This is a genomic window from Lentzea waywayandensis (assembly GCF_900115955.1).
Taxonomy (GTDB): Bacteria; Actinomycetota; Actinomycetes; order Mycobacteriales; family Pseudonocardiaceae; genus Lentzea; species Lentzea waywayandensis.
The window spans coordinates 815,347-831,311 of sequence record NZ_FOYL01000004.1 but is presented as its reverse complement, the minus strand read 5'-3'; the positions used below and the strand labels follow the sequence as shown (position 1 = coordinate 831,311).

Here is a 15,965-nt window from a genome sequence, read left to right as displayed (position 1 = left end):
GTGGTGGCGGCATTACGCGCCCTGGGCCGGGTGGCCCAGGGCGCAGAGCTCTGATCAGGCCGGATAGATCGCGAAATCATCCATTTGGACCCATGAGTCCGTGCCGGGAGCCCAGTAGCCGAGGAAGACCGTCACCGTGCCGTTCTCGCCGGTGCTGAAGTCGATGGTGTGTTCCTGGTAGCCGTTCACGACGCCGTACGGCCGCTCGACCAGACCGTTGAACGCGCCGCGCACACCGAGGTAGCCCGCGCCGAACACCGGGCTGGTGCGCAGGAAGACCCGCATCCGGTACCAGGTGTACGGCTTCAGCGAGACGTTCTGGGTGAGCGCGTTCCAGTTGCGGGAACCGGTGCGGATGAACGCGTTGTTGCCGCCGGAGTTGGCGTAGCCGAGGCGGATGTCGACGCCCTTGCCGTCAGGGCCCTCGACGTTCCACGGTGCGGAGACGCCGCGGTTCGGCTGCCGTTCGAAGCCGCCGTCCTTCACCAGGTTGCGGTAGACGCGCATGGTGACGGTGAAGCCGCCGGTGTTGTCGGACAGGTTCTCGTCGTTGATGCCGAGGTCGATGCGGTCGTGGCCGCCGGCGTAGTACCCGGCCGGGTCCGTGCAGCCCGTGTTGGCGGCCAGGAACTTGACGCCGTTGGAGGCGAATCGCCCGTAGAGGGAGTACGCGCGGCCGCCCTGGTGCGGCCAGCTGCCGAACCAGGTGATCGTGTTCGAGCCGGCCGGGCCGTGGCTGCCGGACCAGCCACCGGTGTTGATCGTGCCAGTGGCGCTGAGGTGGACGACGTCACCCGGTTCGAGCGCGATGGGCGCGGCCGTCAGGTACGTCGAGCCGTGCACCCACTTGGTCGCGGTGTACGTGGCGGGCTGCCCGTTCTGGCACCTCGACCACGGCGTCATGGGTGCGGGAGCGGCACTGGCCGCGGGTGCGCTCTGCACACCCGCGGCCAGGCCGATCATGGTCAGGACCAGCAGGAGGAGATTCCTCATCGTGCACTTCCTTCCCGAAGGCGGTGGGCCTTGCGAGAGGTACGTGCGCGGATCGAGGCGGATCTCCCCGAAAACTTCGATGATCTTTTAGGCGTCGACCTTCTCGCGTTCCGGTTCCGCCGCGGCAGGCGGCTTCGGCAGGAACCGCTTGAGCAGCGGGAAGAACAGGATCACCACGATGATCACGTAGACGATGACCGCCATCGGGCTGTTGACCAGGCCGGTCAGCGAGCCGTCGGAGAGTTGCAGCGAGCGGCGCATCTGCTGTTCCGCGGCCGGGCCGAGGATCACGCCGATGATCGCGGGCAACACCGGCAGCCCATAGCGGCGCATGCCGAAGCCCAGCAGGCCGATCACGAACATCAGCAGCAGGTCGAAGATGTCCGCGTTGACCGCGTAGGCGCCGACCGAGGCGAAGAACAGGATGCCCGCGTAGAGGTACGGCCGGGGAATGCGCAGCAGCTTCGCCCACAGCGGCGCCAGCGGCAGGTTCAGCACCAGCAGCAGGGTCAGGCCGATGAACAACGACGCGATCAGCGCCCACACCAGCCCTGACTCGCGCTGGAACAGCAGCGGGCCTGGCTGGATGCCGTACTGCTGGAACGCCGCGAGCATGACCGCCGCGACCGCCGTGGTCGGCAGACCCAGCGTCAGCATCGTGACGAGAGTGCCCGCGGCGGAAGCCGAAGCCGTGGACTCCGGGCCCGCCACGCCTTCGATGGCGCCCTTGCCGAACTCGTCCTTGTGCTTGGAGAGCCGCTTCTCCGTCACGTACGACAGGAACGTCGGGATCTCCGCGCCGCCGGCCGGGATCGCGCCGAACGGGAACCCGATCACCGGGCCGCGCAGCCACGGCTTCCAGGTGCGCTTCAGGTCCGCCTTCGACAGCCACGGACGGCCGACCGGAATCGGTTCGAACGGCTTGCGGCGCAGGTGGGCGGCGACCCACAGGGCCTCGCCGACCGCGAACAACGCCACCGCGACCACGACGATGTCGATGCCGTCGGCGAGGTGCAGCGAGCCGAACGTCAGGCGCTGCTGGCCGGTCATCTCGTCGAGGCCGACCAGGCCGAGCGTCAGGCCGATGAGCAACGACGCGAACCCGCGGATCCGGGAGGCACCGAGCACCGAGGTGACGGCGATGAACGCCAGCACCATGACCGCGAACAGGTCGGGCGCGCCGATGTCTACGGCGTGCTTGGCCACGAACGGCGCCAGCAGGACGATCAGGATCGTGCCGATGATGCCGCCGGTGAAGTGGCCGATGGCGGCGGCGGCAAGCGCTTGCGCACCACGTCCCTTGCGGGCCATCGGATTGCCTTCGAACGCCGCCACGACCGCGGCGCTCTCCCCTGGCGTGTTGAGCAGGATCGACGTGGTCGAACCGCCGAACATGCCGCCGTAGTAGATGCCCGCGAACATGATGAACGCGCCGGTCGGCTCCATGCCGTAGGTGACGGGCAGCAGCAGGGCCACCGCCATGGCCGGGCCGATGCCCGGCAGGACGCCGATCGCGGTGCCCAGGAGCACGCCGACCGCGGCGAGCAGCAGATGTGTCGGCGTCAGCGCGGTCGCGAAGCCGTCGAGCAGTTGTTCCACCTAGAACACCTCCATCAACGGGCCACCGGGGAGCGGGACACCGAGCAGGTTGTTGAACACGACGAAGGTGAAGATCGACAGACCGGCCGCGATCAACGGGTCGCGCACCAGGTTGCGGCTGCCGAGCGCGTAGGCCGCGCCCCAGAACAGGATCGCGCCGGAGATCGGGAACCCGACCACGCCGATCAGCGCGGCGTTCGCGAGGAAGGCACCGCACAGCAGGAGAACCGTGCGCCAGTCGGCGGGTGCGGACAGGTCGACGTCCTCGCCGGCCTCCGCCTCGCCCTTGCCGCCGCGCAGCACGTCGCGCGCCAGCAGCGCGGCGACGATCAGCAGCAGCGAGCCGACCAGGATCGGCACCGCCTTCGGGCCGACGGGGCCGCGCTGGGCGAAGTCCGTGGGGATGCTCATCGCGTCGGTGAGCACCAGCACGCCGAGCACGACCAGCAGGGCGCAGATGCCCAGCTCGGAGTGTTCGCGGAGCCAGTTCTTCCGCTCCGGCAGCGTCTCGGTCGTCATGCCAGCCCCAAGTCCTTGAGCACCGTTGCCACCCGCTTGTTCTCGTTCTCCAGGAAGGTCCTGAACTCGTCTCCCGGCGCGAAGGCGTCCGTCCAGCCGTTGCGCTGCAACGCTTCCTTCCACTGCGGCGTCTTCTGGAGGTTCTGGAACACCTCGACCAGCTTCGCCTTGTCGGTCGCCGAGATGCCCGGCGGCGCGACGATGCCGCGCCAGTTCGTGAACTCGACGTCCACACCGGACTGCTGCAACGTCGGCGCGTCGATGCCCTGGATGCGGTCCTTGCTCGTCACCGCGAGCACCCGCAACGTGCCGGCCTGGATCTGGTCGCGGTACTCGCCGACGCCGGAGACGCCGAACGCGACCTTGCCGCCCAGAACGCTGGCCAGCAGCTCGCCACCGCCGTCGAACGGGATGTAGTTGACGGTCTTGGGCTGCAGCCCGACGGCCTTCGCGATCAGCATCGGCGCCAGGTGGTCGGGGCCGCCGGGAGCCGAGCCGCCGCCGACCGTCACCGTGCCGGGATTGGCCTTCCACGCGTCGACGAGTTGTTGCATCGACGTGTACGGCGAGTCCTTCGCGACCACGACGATGTCCGGTTCCTCGATCAGCTTCGCGATCGGGGTGGTGTCGAGCAGCGAGTTCGGCGACTTGTTCGTGTACACCGCGCCCACGACGCCCAGGCCCATCGACATGATCAGCTTGCCGTTGCCGCGCTCACCGACCGTGCGCCCGAGCCCGACCGTGCCGCCGGCGCCGGGGAGGTTGAACACCTCGGCGTTGCGCAGCAGGTCAGCGTCCTCCATGGCCTTCGCCGCCGTACGGGCCGTGATGTCGTAACCGCCGCCCGGCGCGTTCGGCACCAGCACCCGCAGCGCCCGCACCTGGCTCGTCTCGCCGCTGTCCGCACCCGGCGTCAGCAGCGGCGGCACGAGCAGGACGGCGAGCAACGCCGTCGCCACCGCCACCCACACCTTCACCGACACTGTGATCCCCGCCTCTCATCCGCGTGGTTGGACATGTTGCTCTCGTGTAAACCTTGATGTCGCTCTTGCGCTTCTAAGGTTTCTTTCGGTCTTTCTGGTCACGGGAGGTTTCATGCGCCGGCGCCGTTCCCTGGCCAGTCAACTTCTCGCATGGCAACTCGTAGTCGTCACGTTGCTACTGTGCGCGGTGGGCGCGCTGACTGTCGTCCAGACGGGCAGCAACTTTCGCTCCAACGAGGAACGCCGGATGCTGTCGGTCGCCGAGACCGTCGCCGCGAACTCGCTGGTCCAGGAGGAGATGGGCAACTGGCGCCTGCTGTCCGCGCCCGCCGAGACGGCCCGCAGCCTGTCCGGCGCCTCCTACGTGCTGATCCTCAACGAGAACCGGCTCGTGATCGCCTCTCCGGACCCGTCCCAGATCGGGTCCACTCTGGACACCCGCACCACCGCGCTGGAGGGCCGGTCCTGGACGGGCACCGTCGGCGACTCGATCGAGGCGCACGTGCCGGTGTTCGACCCGACCAGCCGCCGGGTCAACGGCATGGTGATCGCGGGCGCCGAGGACCCGGGGATCTTCGCCGGCGCGCTGGCGCAGCCCGTCGACGTGCTGCGCTACCTGGCGATCGCGTTGCTCATCGGCGTCACCGGCTCGTTGCTGCTGGCCCGCAGGGTGAAGAACCAGACGCTCGGGCTGGAGCCGCACGAGATCACCGCGCTGGTCGAGAACCGCGAGGCGTTGCTGCACGGCATCCGCGAGGGCGTCGTCGGTCTCGACGGGCAGAACCGGATCACGCTGGTCAACGACCACGCGAGCGACCTGCTGGCGTTGCCGGAGGACGCCGTCGGCCGCTCGGTCGAGGAGCTGGAGCTCAACGACCGGCTGCGCGACGTGCTGACCGGCCGTGCGACCGGCGTCGACCAGCTGGTGCTGCGGCAGGGCGTGGTGCTGACGCTGAACCGCATGCCGATCGAGGGCGGCGAGGGCGCGGTCGTGACGTTGCGAGACCGCACGGAACTCCTTGCGCTGCAACACGAACTCGACGCCTCCCAGCACGCGACGGACACGCTGCGGGCGCAGGCGCACGAGTTCGCGAACCGGCTGCACACCATCGCCGGGCTGATCGCGCTCAAGGAGTACGACGAGGTCACCAACTACATTCACCAGATCAGCTCGGCGCAGGACCAGTGGCGGGCCGAGGTCGGCGAGTCGATCGGCGACCCCGCCGTGGCGGCGCTGCTGATCGCCAAGGCGTCGCTCGCGGCCGAACGCGGCACGGCGCTGCGGATGGGACCGGACAGCGTGCTGGGCAGGGTCGACGAGGCGTTGTCGGCGGATCTGGTGATGGTGCTGGGAAATCTCGTCGACAACGCGTTGGACGCGCTGAGTTCGCTGAACACGAACGGCGCGGGGAAGTGGATCGAGGTGGGTGTGATGCAGTTGGACGACGAGGTCCAGGTCGTGGTGCGCGACTCCGGTCCCGGTGTGGCGCCGGAACTCGCGGAAGAGGTGTTCCGGCACGGGTTCACGACCAAGGCGGCATCGCACGGCGAACGTGGCATCGGGCTCGCGCTGATCAGGCGGGCGTGCCTGCGGCGCGGCGGTTCGGTGAGCGTGTCCGGTTCGGTGTTCACGGCAAGGCTGCCCTGGTGATCCGGGTGCTGGTCGTCGACGACGACTTCATGGTGGCCAAGGTGCACAGCGGCTATGTCGCGCGCACCGACGGGTTCGAGGTCGCCGGGGTCGCGCACACCGGCGGGGACGCGTTGCGGCTGGCCGCCTCGCTGAAGCCGGACCTCGTGCTGCTCGACATCTACCTGCCCGACCAGAGCGGGCTGGAGGTGCTGAAGTCGTTGCGCGCCAACGAGGACGTGGACGTCATCGTGATCACGGCGGCGACCGACGTCGAGACCGTGCGCAGTGCGATGCGCGGTGGCGTGCTGCACTACCTGATCAAGCCGTTCGACTACTCGGCCCTGCGCGACCAGCTCGCGCACTTCGCGTCGTTGCGGGACAAGCTGCACCGGCTCGACTCGGCCGGGCAGGCGGACGTGGACCAGGTCTTCGGTGCCCGTCCCACCTCGAAACCGTTGCTGCCCAAGGGTTTGACGCCAGAGACCGCGCGGCTCGTGGACAACGCGCTGCGGTCGCGTCCGGATGGGCTGTCAGCGTCGGAATGTGCTTCCTCCACGGGCGTCGCGAGGGTCAGCGCGCGCCGGTACCTGGAGCACTTCGTGTCGACAGGACGGGCCGAGGTCCGGCTGCGTTATGGCGGAACCGGCCGGCCAGAACGGATCTACGCGCTAGTCCCAGGAGCCTGAACGGCCCCGGCCGCGCTTGGTGTCCGCACGGCGCTTCTTCGAGGCGATGCGGCGTTCCTGCGAACCCCTGGTGGGCTTCGTCGGCCTGCGCACCGGCGGTGGCGGAGCGGCGGCACTGCGCAGGATCGCGGCGAGGCGTTCGCGCGCGGCGGCGCGGTTCTGCAGCTGCGCGCGGTGCTCGGACGCGGCGATCGTGAGCACGCCGTCGATCAGCCGGGTTTCCAGGCGGTCGAGCATCCGGCGCTTGAGGTGATCGGGGATCGACGGCGAGGCAGCCAGGTCGAACGAGAGCTCCACACGGCTGTCCGCCGTGTTCACTCCCTGCCCGCCCGGCCCACCTGACCTGGAAAAACGTTCGCGCAGCTCGGACGCCGGCACCACCAGCGTCCTCGTCACGGTCACGTCGTTCATGCCTCAAGGTTAGAAGGTGAGGCCCGGCAATGTCGCGATCTTTATCAGCTCCTCGCGGTCGAGCACGATGTTCGGCCGCTGCGGGCTCCCGGCAATCCCGGGGTCGCCCCAGGTGCCGTCGTCGAAAGCGCCCATGTTGTCGCTGTGAACGCTGACGACGGTGCCGTCGGGGTAGATGGCGCTGACGGTCATCCGCAGCCGCTCAGGATCGCCGGGATTCTTGGCGGGGATCGGGAACTGGGTGGTACGGAGCTTGATGCCGTTGCGTTCCTCGTGCCAGCAGTACCTGTCCTCCTCGCACGTGCCGAGGCCGCCGGCGGGAGCGGGCCCGATCGTGATCGCGACACCGCCGACGCCCTGTGCGTCTCGCAGCCTGGCCACCGCCCGCCGCAGGTTGTCGGGCGTGTTGGTGTTGGTGCGAGTGAAGAACACGAACGCCTTGGCGTTGATCTCGGGGACGTCCTCGGCGGTGATGCCGGCCGGCAGCTGGTAGTTCTTCCGAAGCAACTCGGTGAGCTGGGCGTTGCGGTCGGCCGCTGGATTCACCCCGGAGTCCGCGGAGGACATCCCCGCAGTGCCGGTCGGCCGTGGCAACGCCAGATAGCCGGCCGTGCCCACACCCGCCAGCACCACGAAGGCCACCGCCGTCGCGATGGCGGTCCGCCTGCGGGCCAGCTTGGTCTTGCCCCTGCGGATGACCTCGGAGCGGTGGATCCGCAGCTTCGGCTCGTCCTCCAGCAGGTCGCGCAACGACGCGAGCCCTTTGGCCGCCTGGCTCTTCACCGTGCCCTCCGTCCTGCCGAGGATGCGGGCGGTCTCGGTGACGCTGAGGTCCTCCCAGTACCGCAGCACGACGACAGCACGTTGCCCTGGCGGCAACGCGTCGAGTGCCAGCCGCAGGTCGAAGTCCGCCGAGTCGTCGGTCACCGGGTGTTCGGGCACGGCGTCAACGGACCGTTCACGCTGGAAGAACCCGCGGCGGCCCTCATCGATGGCCGTGCGCACCAGCACTTTGCGGGCGTAGGCGTCGGCGCTGTCCTTGCGCACGCGCGACCAGGCCACGTACATCTTGATCAGCGCGGTCTGGACGATGTCCTCGGCGCGGTGCCAGTCGCCGCACAGCAGGTATGCCGTGCGGCGCATGACGAGCGCACGTGCGTCGACGAATTCCCCGAACTCGCGGTCGCGGTCCAAGTGCCCCTCCTCGGTCGCCGCTTAGTACGCGACGACCGCCTCGGGAGGTTGCCTCAGAATCGCGGGTGGTCGCCGACGAGCGCGGCGCCGCCCTCGGCGGACTTGGTGATCTCGCCGAGCACCCACGCCGGGACGTGGCGGGCGGTGAGCACGGCCAGCGCGCGGTCGACGTCCTCGGGCGCGACGACAGCGACCATGCCGACGCCCATGTTGAACGCCTTCTCCATCTCCTCGCGCTCGACGCGGCCGCGCTGGGCGATGAGCTGGAAGACGGGCGCGGGCGTCCAGGTGCCGCGGTCCAGCGTCGCGTGCAGGCCCTCCGGCAGCACGCGGGCCAGGTTCGCGGCCAGGCCACCACCGGTGACGTGGGAGAACCCGCGGACCTCGGTCTCGGCGATCAGCGCGAGGCAGTCCTTGGCGTAGATCTTGGTCGGCTCCAGCATCTCCTCGCCGAGGGTGCGGCCGAACTCCTCGACGTGGCCCTCGAGCGGCATGCGCGCGATCTCCAGCAGCACGTGCCGGGCGAGCGAGTAGCCGTTGGAGTGCAGGCCGGACGAGCCCATCGCGATCACGACGTCGCCGTCGCGGACCCGGTCGGGACCGAGCAGCTTCGAGTGCTCGACCACGCCGACGCCGGTGCCGGAGATGTCGTAGTCGTCGTCGCCCATCAGGCCGGGGTGCTCCGCGGTCTCGCCGCCGAGCAGCGCGCAACCGGCCTGGACACAGCCTTCGGCGATGCCCTTGACCAGCGACGCGATCCGGTCCGGAACAACCTTGCCGACCGCGATGTAGTCCTGCACGAACAACGGCTCGGCGCCGCACACGACCAGGTCGTCCACGATCATGGCGACGAGGTCGACGCCGATGGTGTCGTGCTTGTCGAGCGCCTGCGCGATCGCGATCTTGGTGCCGACACCGTCCGTGGAGGACGCGAGAATCGGCTCCTTCCAGCGGTCGAGCTTGAGCTGGAACAGGCCGGCGAAGCCACCGATGCCACCGAGCACCTCGGGCCGATGCGCCTTGGCCGCCCACGGCTTGAGCTTCTCCACCGCCTCGTCACCTGCGGCGATACTGACTCCGGCGGCGGCGTAGGTGGCCTTGGCGCTGTCGGTCACGTCAACTTCTTCCACTTGGATCTGGGTGCTCAGGGACGACGCAGGGCGTCTTCGGCACCATAGCCGCTCGCCAGGACGGGAGCGGCCGAGCCCGACACGCCCTTGAGGCCCTCGAGCAGGTGCTTGCCGATGAGCGCGTCCTGCGGCAGTTCGATCGGGTACTCGCCGTCGAAGCACGCCGAGCACAGCCGCGACTTGGGCTGCTCGGTCGCCGCGACGAGCTGCTCCAGCGACACGTACCCGAGCGAGTCCGCGCCGACCGAGCGGCGGATGCCGTCGTCGTCGAGGCCGTTCGCGATGAGCTCCGCGCGTGAGGCGAAGTCGATGCCGTAGAAGCACGGCCACTTGACGGGCGGGGACGCGATCCGCACGTGCACTTCGAGCGCACCGGCCTCGCGCAGCATGCGGACGAGTGCGCGCTGGGTGTTGCCGCGCACGATCGAGTCGTCCACGACGACCAGCCGCTTGCCGCGGATGACGTCGCGCAACGGGTTCAGCTTCAACCGGATGCCGAGCTGGCGGATGGTCTGCGACGGCTGGATGAACGTCCGGCCGACGTAGGCGTTCTTGACCAGGCCGGACCCGTACGGGATGCCGCTGGCCTGCGCGTAGCCGATGGCGGCCGGCGTGCCGGACTCCGGCACCGGGATCACCAGGTCGGCCTCGACCGGGTGCTCCTTGGCGAGGCGGCGGCCGATCTCGACGCGCGTCGCGTGGACGCCGCGCCCGGAGATCGTCGTGTCCGGCCGCGCCAGGTAGACGTACTCGAAGACGCAGCCCTTGGGCTCGGGCGTCGCGAACCGGGTCGACCGCAGGCCGTCACCGTCGATCGCGATCAGCTCACCGGGCTCGACCTCGCGCACGAAGCTCGCGCCGACGATGTCGAGCGCCGCGGTCTCGCTCGCCACGACCCAGCCGCGTTCCAACCGGCCGAGCACCAGCGGGCGGACGCCGTGCGGGTCGCGCGCCGCGTAGAGGGTGGACTCGTCGGAGAACGTCAGGCAGTACGCGCCCTTGACCGTCGGCAGCAGCTCCAGCGCGGCCTGCTCGATGCCCTTGTCGGCCGCCGCGTGGGCGAGCAGGCCGCAGAGGATGTCCGAGTCGGTGGTGGCGCCGTTGCGCTCGACGATGCCGAGGCTCTTGGCCTTCTCCAGCAGCTCGGCGGTGTTCACCAGGTTGCCGTTGTGACCGAGGCTCAGACCCGAGCCGGCGGCGGTGGTGCGGAACGTGGGCTGCGCGTTCTCCCAGGTCGTGGACCCGGTGGTGGAGTAACGGCAGTGCCCGACGGCCACGTGGCCCTTCAGGCTCTGCAGGACCTGCTCGTCGAACACCTGGCTGACGAGTCCGAGGTCCTTGAAGACGACGACCTGCGCCCCGTCTCCGACCGAGATGCCCGCCGCCTCCTGGCCGCGGTGCTGCAGGGCGTAGAGCCCGTAGTAGGTCATCTTCGAGACGTCTTCACCGGGAGCCCAGACGCCGAAGACGCCACACTCCTCACGGGGTTCCTGTTCGGACTGGGAATGGTCGTCGACCACCGAATTGGCTCCCTCACGATGGGGCTGGCTGCAACCCGAGTGTAAGTGGAGCAGGGGGCCAACTACCCCCTCCAGACCCCTGGTGAGGTGATGAAACTCATGCGATCCGGCACTTCGAGAGCTGCAGCGGGATCCCGTTGAGGTACTCGAAGCCCTCGGACTGTTCCTGGCCGACACAGATGATCTCGTCGCCCACCGCCACCTCGTCGCGCACCTTCGACTCGTCCTCGAAGTCGTCCGGCTCCGCGAAGGCGCCCTTGAAGGAGGTCTTGCCGGGTGCGCCGGCGGGCAGAGCGCCCGCGAGGTCGAGGTAGATGCGGGTCGCGCAGATGACGTCGCTGTAGCCGGCGTAGCAGTTGTTGATGCTGGTGACCTTGAAGCGGATCTCGCCTTCCCAGCGGCCGAGCCCGCAGCCGGCCAGGACGAGGCAGGCCGCGAGCGCCGCGATGATCTTGCGCATCAAGCCTTCTCGCACTGGCTGAGCTTCGTCTCGCCCGACTCGTGCCGTGCGACGCAGACCACGCCGTCGTCCACCCCGACCGTGCCGGCGATGTCTGTCTCCAGGACCGACATGCCCTTGATGTCCTTCTCCTCCGCGTCCTCCGGCAGTGAGCCGACAGGCTCGAGCCTCACCCGTTTCTCGGTCGCGCCGTCGGGAAGCCGGTGGTCGTAGAACTCCGCGACCCTGAAGTCGATCTCGCCCTGCCACTCGGAGGAGCACCCGGCCAGCACGAGACAGGCGGCGCACGCCACGATGACCTTCCGCATCACGCTCTCCTGCACCGGAACAGCTCGGTCTGGACGGTGTTGGTCTGCAGCGCGCCGACAGTTCGTTGCTTCGCGATGCAGACGACCTCGTCACCAGCCTTCACGTCGCCGTCGATCTCCTCGGGTTGGACGATCTTGCCGACGAAGTTCTCCCGGTCGAACGCGCCGTCGGGCAACTCACCGATCGGGTCGAGCCACACATCCGTGCGGCCGGGGAAGGTCGGCTGTGCCGGTTCCTCCTCGATCTTGGTCACCTTCAGCCTGACCTCGGCCTGCCAGTCGCCCGCGCACCCGGTGAGCACGAGGCAGCTCGCGAGAACGATGACAGCGATCTTGCGCATCAGGCCTTCTCACACGAGGACACGTCGGTCCTGATCGTCATCGTCCGGGCGTGGCCCTCGGACTTCTGCTCGGCCCAGCAGAGGAACCGGTCGCCCACCTCGTAGTCGCCGCGCAACGTCCGGTAGCCGACGACCGCGGGCGTCAGCGTCAGCGGTTCCAGCACGTCGTCCGGCGGGTCGCCGACCAGTTCCAGCCGCACGTTGGCGTTCTCCGGGTTCCCCGGAAAGGGACGCTCGAAGATCTTGGTGACCTCGTACCGCACCTGCTGCCGCCACTCCGAGGCGCCGCAGCCGGCCAGCACGAGGCAGCCCACAAGCACCACGCCGATCTTGCGCATCAGGCCTTCTTGCAGCTCTGCAGGCTCGTCACGACGTTCGAGTCCCCGACCGCGCTGCCCTTCTTCTGCTCGACCACGCACAGCAGCTCATCGCCGACCTGCGCGCCTTCGGCCCGGAACGTCAGCAGAGACCTGTTCTTCAGGTCCTCGGGCTTCAGCGCGCCCTTGGGCGCGTCACCCACCAGTTCCAGCTTGAAGAACTCGGACGAGGACTGGCTCTCCTGCGAGACGATCTTGTATCGCACTTCCTGTGCCTGCCAGTTCGCCGCACAACCGGTCAGCAGCAGACAGGCGAGCACCGCGATCGCGAGCTTGCGCATCAGTGCCCCCGCCCAACTCGAAGAACGTCCAGCACGCGCTGGTCTCCGGCCATCTCCTTGAGGTTCATCCGATTCCAGAGCCAGAAGTAGACGAGTTCGGCCTCGCCGGTCACCTGCGCGTCGCCCTCTTCCCCAGGGGCCGCGGCACGGGTCTCCGGCACCTCCCCAGCGGTGAGGGAGATCAACCACGACTCCGGCACGTCAGTCGACCGCACCACGGCGGTGCCCGTCACCTCGTGCGGGGAGTCGCCGTCGAGCTTCGCCGCGACGATCGTGGTCAGCACCTCGTCGATGCCGTCGACGCAGAGGTCCGCATCCGTGGCGGTGACCTGCCGGACGACCGTCTGAGCGTCGAACCGGCGCAGGACCGTCTCATGGGCGATCCGGCGGTGCCACACCCACGCGAGGTCGGGTGCGGCCGGCGAGAACGTCCACACCGGCCGATTTCCCGGCACGGCAGCCAGGATCTCGCTCGCGCCGACGAGCTGGAGGTCGAGGTACTCGAGCGGGGCCAGCCCGCTCCGCGGAGGCGTCGGCTTGATCGGGTTGCGACTGCCGGTGCGCAGGTACTCGGTGGAGGTCTCCAGGAACCGGCCGACGTGGATGACCAGGTCCTGCACGGTCCATCCCGGACGTGTCGGCACCTCGGCCGCCGGATCCGCCTCCGCCACTGCCTTGCGGAACAACTCCGCCTGCTCGATGAACACAGCGGTCCACCGCTGGGCCGTCCACCCTGTCTGCACCATGAACGACATCGTGCCCGAAACGGTCTACGGGTGAGTGGGGAACCGGCCATCATGTATCTGCGTCGCATTGATCGGTGACCAACAGGGGGTGGCGATGTTCGGCGTTGAGCCAGAGCTGCTGCGCAACGCGTCCAAGGAGTTCGGCAACGGCTCCGACGCGGTGCGCGAGGCAGCGGAGATGATCTCGATGCTCCAGCTCGACGCGGGCGCGTTCGGGGAGGTCGACGCCGCCGCGGAGTTCGCGGACGCGCTGTCGAAGTTCGTCGGCACGCACTCCCAGGACCTCCAGCGCGGTTCCTCGTGGTTCACCGACGCGGCAGAGGGTCTCGTGTCGAACGCCGAGGCCTACCAGCGCACCGACGAGGACCACGCGGCAGCGCTGAAGAAGCTCTTCTCGGGACTTGGGGGCGGTCAGTGAGCTACACGGATCCCGAGAGCCTGTACGGCAGGCTCGCGTCCGGCGATGTCGGCCGGATCGCCGCCGCCGCAGACCCGATCACCGGCGCGATCAGCGCGGTCGGTCGCGCTGGAGAGTCCGTCGCCAACGGTGGCAAGACCGCCGTGAGCAACTGGACCGGCGAGGCCGCCACGAAGTTCACCGCGCGCGCCCAGCTCTCCGCGACCGCGGCCAAGGCTGCCGCCGAACGACTCGGCGCGGGCGTCGACATCGTGCAGGCCGCTTCCCGTGCCTACGGCCAGATGCGTGGTGCCGCGGACCAGGCGATCGGCGTGTGGCGCGGCCGTCCTCCCGGCATGGACGCCGAGCAGACCCGCCAGCTCGCCAACCAGGTCAACGAGCACCTGGACAAGGTGAAATCGGGCTACAACAACGTCTTGCGCTCCTACGCGAGCGCGCTCACCAAGATCCCGCCGGGCTTCGAGGAGTCGGCACGCACGGACTGCGGCTGGGATCGCGCCGCCCAACGCGGTGGTGCGGGCGGTGCTCTGCCGCCGGTGCCGCCGCCGGGCTCCGACCCGAAGGCCGTCGCCGACTGGTGGAAGTCACTGAGCAAGGACCAGCAGGAAGCGCTCAAGAACTCCAAGTTCCAGGAGCTCGGCCAGCTCCGCGGGCTCCCCGCCGACGTGCTGGACGACGCGAACCGCAAACGCATCGCGGATGACGTCGATCGGTTCGGGCGACAGGAAGCCGAGCTGAAGGCACAGCTCGAAGCGCGTGCCCGTGAACTGGGCGTCACGCCTGGCACGCCGGAGGCCGAACGCGCGCTGCGCAACGACCCTCAGGGCTCCCAGCTGATGGCGCAGCACGACGAGGCCGCGCGTCGCGCCGAGAACTCGAAGAACGCCGCGATCCGGATGGAAGAAGCCAACGGCCAGGCAGGAGATATCGGCAAGAACGCCTACCTCCTGCACTGGAGTCCGGACGGGCCCGGCAACAAAGAGGGCACGATGGCCATCGCGTTCGGCAACCCCGACACCGCCAAGCACCTCGCCGTTGCCGTTCCTGGCACGACCTCCGACCTCACCGGGTTCAGCCAGGCGCAGGCTGCGAACCTCAGCGAGGCCATGGGGCCGGACGGTGCCGCGATCCAGTGGCTCGGCTACGACGCTCCCGCTGCCGCGCTCGGCCAGGTCAACGACCCGGCGCAGGCCATCGAGGGCGGTCGGATCCTCGCCGCGGACGTCGAGGGCTACCGCGTCGCCAACCCCAACGCACACGTCACGGTGATCGGTCACAGCTACGGCAGCACGGTCGTCGGCTACTCCGCCATGGACAACGGCCTGAAGGCGGACGACATCGCGTTCGTCGGCTCGCCGGGCGTCGGTGCGTCCAACGTGAACCAGCTCGGACCGGGTGCCGGGCACGTCTACGTCGGCGGTACCGAGCACGACCCGGTGATCCAGGGGACCAGTGGCGACTGGTTCACCAAGGACGGGTCGTCGACCGGTCCGTACGACTCGTCGTTCGGCGCGACGCAGTTCGGCACCTCTGGCGAGGACTGGATCGGGCACGCGCACTCCGCGTACTACGACAAGGATTCCGAGTCGCTGAACAACCTGGCCAAGATCGCCACCGGTCACGGCGGCGACGTCACCGAGCAGCGCTGGCAGGACTCGCCGGTGCCCGTCGAGGTGCCCGGTTCGGACCTGCCGGTGGCGGGCCCCGTCATCGACTGGGGTGTCAACACCGGCAAGGAGGTCCTCGACATGGGCGAGGACATCTGGCGCGGTGGCGGTCAGGTCGTGGACGACGTCTCGAACGGCCGCTGGGGTGACGCGGCCGGGCACGCGGTGGACACGGTCGGCGAGGTCGCGAGCGATGTCGGTGACGTCGTGGTCGACACGGTGGGCAACGCGGTGGAGCTCGGACGCGACGTCGTGGACGGCGTCGGCGGCGCGGTCAAGACGATCGGGTCTTGGTTCTAGAACTTCACGACCGGCAGCAGAGGTGAGATGTCGGCTCGGGTCCCCGACGCGGTGACCCGAGCGCCGTCCAGCGCGTCGGCCCACGCCAGGCCGCCGGTGGCCAGCTCCAGCCACGTGCGGGGGTCGGTCTCCACGACGTTCGGGGGCGTGCCGCGGGTGTGGCGCGGCCCTTCGACGCACTGCACGGCGGCGAACGGGGGAACGCGCACCTCGACGCTGCGGCCGGGCGCGATCTGCTCGAGGGTGCGCAGGCTCAGCCGGACGGCGGCGGCGAGCACGGGACGTTCTGGCTGGTCAGCCTCGCCGCGCAGCCACGGGAGCACGGCCTGGACGGCGGCGCGCATCTCGGCGGGGTCGACGGCTTTGGCTGGCACGTCGCCCACATTAGCGAAGGGGCAG

19 protein-coding genes are annotated in these 15,965 nt (G+C 69.2%); 4 read left to right on the top strand and 15 right to left on the bottom strand.

Annotated elements, in window-relative coordinates; genetic code table 11:
- Positions 1-54 precede the first annotated feature (54 nt).
- The 4 genes from BM417_RS19745 to BM417_RS19730 form a co-directional block, all read right to left on the bottom strand.
- Entirely contained in the window at positions 55-993 is a 939-nt protein-coding gene (locus BM417_RS19745) for a hypothetical protein (RefSeq protein WP_093595804.1), read from the bottom strand.
- Positions 994-1,080: 87 nt separating this feature from the next.
- The gene (locus BM417_RS19740; RefSeq protein ID WP_093595801.1) at positions 1,081-2,592 is read right to left on the bottom strand and encodes a tripartite tricarboxylate transporter permease; all 1,512 of its coding nucleotides are present in this window, start codon (positions 2,590-2,592) and stop codon (positions 1,081-1,083) included.
- The gene (locus BM417_RS19735) at positions 2,593-3,111 is read right to left on the bottom strand and encodes a tripartite tricarboxylate transporter TctB family protein (RefSeq protein WP_093595798.1); all 519 of its coding nucleotides are present in this window, start codon (positions 3,109-3,111) and stop codon (positions 2,593-2,595) included.
- Positions 3,108-4,076, bottom strand: coding sequence for a Bug family tripartite tricarboxylate transporter substrate binding protein (locus BM417_RS19730; protein WP_093596306.1), 969 nt, complete (start codon positions 4,074-4,076; stop codon positions 3,108-3,110). Before BM417_RS19730 ends, BM417_RS19735 begins: the two co-directional genes overlap by 4 nt.
- A gap of 130 nt (positions 4,077-4,206) precedes the next feature.
- On the opposite strand from BM417_RS19730, the gene BM417_RS19725 reads away from it, so the two are divergent.
- Both BM417_RS19725 and BM417_RS19720 read left to right on the top strand, forming a co-directional pair.
- Positions 4,207-5,745: an ATP-binding protein gene (locus BM417_RS19725; RefSeq protein ID WP_093595795.1), complete on the top strand. Its 1,539-nt coding sequence runs from the start codon at positions 4,207-4,209 to the stop codon at positions 5,743-5,745.
- The gene (locus tag BM417_RS19720) at positions 5,742-6,413 is read left to right on the top strand and encodes a response regulator (protein WP_093596304.1); all 672 of its coding nucleotides are present in this window, start codon (positions 5,742-5,744) and stop codon (positions 6,411-6,413) included. The genes BM417_RS19725 and BM417_RS19720 overlap by 4 nt, the downstream gene beginning before the upstream one ends.
- On the opposite strand, the gene arfB is transcribed toward BM417_RS19720, so the two are convergent.
- The 10 genes from arfB to BM417_RS19670 all read right to left on the bottom strand — a co-directional run bounded on the left by arfB (position 6,396) and on the right by BM417_RS19670 (position 13,181).
- Positions 6,396-6,824, bottom strand: coding sequence for an alternative ribosome rescue aminoacyl-tRNA hydrolase ArfB (gene arfB / locus BM417_RS19715; RefSeq protein WP_093595792.1), 429 nt, complete (start codon positions 6,822-6,824; stop codon positions 6,396-6,398). The two genes, BM417_RS19720 and arfB, sit on opposite strands and share 18 nt — an antisense overlap.
- Positions 6,825-6,833: 9 nt before the next feature.
- Positions 6,834-8,018 (bottom strand): SigE family RNA polymerase sigma factor, encoded by a 1,185-nt coding sequence (locus BM417_RS19710; protein WP_093595789.1) that lies wholly within the window; start codon positions 8,016-8,018, stop codon positions 6,834-6,836.
- 53 nt (positions 8,019-8,071) lie between these two features.
- Positions 8,072-9,133 (bottom strand): phosphoribosylformylglycinamidine cyclo-ligase, encoded by a 1,062-nt coding sequence (purM, locus tag BM417_RS19705; protein ID WP_093596301.1) that lies wholly within the window; start codon positions 9,131-9,133, stop codon positions 8,072-8,074.
- Positions 9,134-9,162: 29 nt separating this feature from the next.
- The gene (gene purF, locus BM417_RS19700; RefSeq protein WP_093595787.1) at positions 9,163-10,668 is read right to left on the bottom strand and encodes an amidophosphoribosyltransferase; all 1,506 of its coding nucleotides are present in this window, start codon (positions 10,666-10,668) and stop codon (positions 9,163-9,165) included.
- A 97-nt stretch (positions 10,669-10,765) separates the two neighbouring features.
- Positions 10,766-11,128: a hypothetical protein gene (locus BM417_RS19695; RefSeq protein ID WP_093595784.1), complete on the bottom strand. Its 363-nt coding sequence runs from the start codon at positions 11,126-11,128 to the stop codon at positions 10,766-10,768.
- Positions 11,128-11,436 (bottom strand): hypothetical protein, encoded by a 309-nt coding sequence (locus tag BM417_RS19690; protein WP_143138712.1) that lies wholly within the window; start codon positions 11,434-11,436, stop codon positions 11,128-11,130. Before BM417_RS19690 ends, BM417_RS19695 begins: the two co-directional genes overlap by 1 nt.
- Positions 11,436-11,777 carry a hypothetical protein gene (locus tag BM417_RS19685; protein ID WP_093595778.1) on the bottom strand — a complete coding sequence of 114 codons (342 nt, stop codon included), beginning with the start codon at positions 11,775-11,777 and terminating at the stop codon, positions 11,436-11,438. Before BM417_RS19685 ends, BM417_RS19690 begins: the two co-directional genes overlap by 1 nt.
- Complete coding sequence (locus BM417_RS19680; RefSeq protein ID WP_093595775.1) at positions 11,777-12,115, bottom strand: hypothetical protein; 339 nt, start codon at positions 12,113-12,115, stop codon at positions 11,777-11,779. Before BM417_RS19680 ends, BM417_RS19685 begins: the two co-directional genes overlap by 1 nt.
- Positions 12,115-12,435: a hypothetical protein gene (locus tag BM417_RS19675; RefSeq protein ID WP_093595772.1), complete on the bottom strand. Its 321-nt coding sequence runs from the start codon at positions 12,433-12,435 to the stop codon at positions 12,115-12,117. Before BM417_RS19675 ends, BM417_RS19680 begins: the two co-directional genes overlap by 1 nt.
- Positions 12,435-13,181, bottom strand: coding sequence for a maleylpyruvate isomerase N-terminal domain-containing protein (locus tag BM417_RS19670; RefSeq protein WP_245822008.1), 747 nt, complete (start codon positions 13,179-13,181; stop codon positions 12,435-12,437). Before BM417_RS19670 ends, BM417_RS19675 begins: the two co-directional genes overlap by 1 nt.
- Before the next feature lie 94 nt (positions 13,182-13,275).
- Between BM417_RS19670 and BM417_RS19665 the strand changes: the two genes are divergently transcribed.
- Positions 13,276-13,599, top strand: coding sequence for a DUF2563 family protein (locus tag BM417_RS19665; RefSeq protein WP_093596295.1), 324 nt, complete (start codon positions 13,276-13,278; stop codon positions 13,597-13,599).
- Entirely contained in the window at positions 13,596-15,566 is a 1,971-nt protein-coding gene (locus BM417_RS19660) for an alpha/beta hydrolase (RefSeq protein ID WP_093595770.1), read from the top strand. The genes BM417_RS19665 and BM417_RS19660 overlap by 4 nt, the downstream gene beginning before the upstream one ends.
- Here the strand turns inward: BM417_RS19660 and BM417_RS19655 are convergent.
- Entirely contained in the window at positions 15,563-15,910 is a 348-nt protein-coding gene (locus BM417_RS19655; RefSeq protein ID WP_407656161.1) for a sterol carrier family protein, read from the bottom strand. The genes BM417_RS19660 and BM417_RS19655 overlap by 4 nt on opposite strands.
- Between the last annotated feature and the right edge of the window lie 55 nt (positions 15,911-15,965).

Coding starts and splice junctions, on each gene's coding strand:
- BM417_RS19745 (WP_093595804.1), bottom strand. CDS start 993: ATGAGGAATCTCCTCCTGCTGGTCCTGACCATGATCGGCCTGGCCGCG.
- BM417_RS19735 (WP_093595798.1), bottom strand. CDS start 3,111: ATGACGACCGAGACGCTGCCGGAGCGGAAGAACTGGCTCCGCGAACAC.
- BM417_RS19725 (WP_093595795.1), top strand. CDS start 4,207: ATGCGCCGGCGCCGTTCCCTGGCCAGTCAACTTCTCGCATGGCAACTC.
- arfB (WP_093595792.1), bottom strand. CDS start 6,824: ATGAACGACGTGACCGTGACGAGGACGCTGGTGGTGCCGGCGTCCGAG.
- BM417_RS19695 (WP_093595784.1), bottom strand. CDS start 11,128: ATGCGCAAGATCATCGCGGCGCTCGCGGCCTGCCTCGTCCTGGCCGGC.
- BM417_RS19690 (WP_143138712.1), bottom strand. CDS start 11,436: ATGCGGAAGGTCATCGTGGCGTGCGCCGCCTGTCTCGTGCTGGCCGGG.
- BM417_RS19685 (WP_093595778.1), bottom strand. CDS start 11,777: ATGCGCAAGATCGCTGTCATCGTTCTCGCGAGCTGCCTCGTGCTCACC.
- BM417_RS19680 (WP_093595775.1), bottom strand. CDS start 12,115: ATGCGCAAGATCGGCGTGGTGCTTGTGGGCTGCCTCGTGCTGGCCGGC.
- BM417_RS19675 (WP_093595772.1), bottom strand. CDS start 12,435: ATGCGCAAGCTCGCGATCGCGGTGCTCGCCTGTCTGCTGCTGACCGGT.
- BM417_RS19670 (WP_245822008.1), bottom strand. CDS start 13,181: ATGGTGCAGACAGGGTGGACGGCCCAGCGGTGGACCGCTGTGTTCATC.
- BM417_RS19665 (WP_093596295.1), top strand. CDS start 13,276: ATGTTCGGCGTTGAGCCAGAGCTGCTGCGCAACGCGTCCAAGGAGTTC.
- BM417_RS19655 (WP_407656161.1), bottom strand. CDS start 15,910: ATGCGCGCCGCCGTCCAGGCCGTGCTCCCGTGGCTGCGCGGCGAGGCT.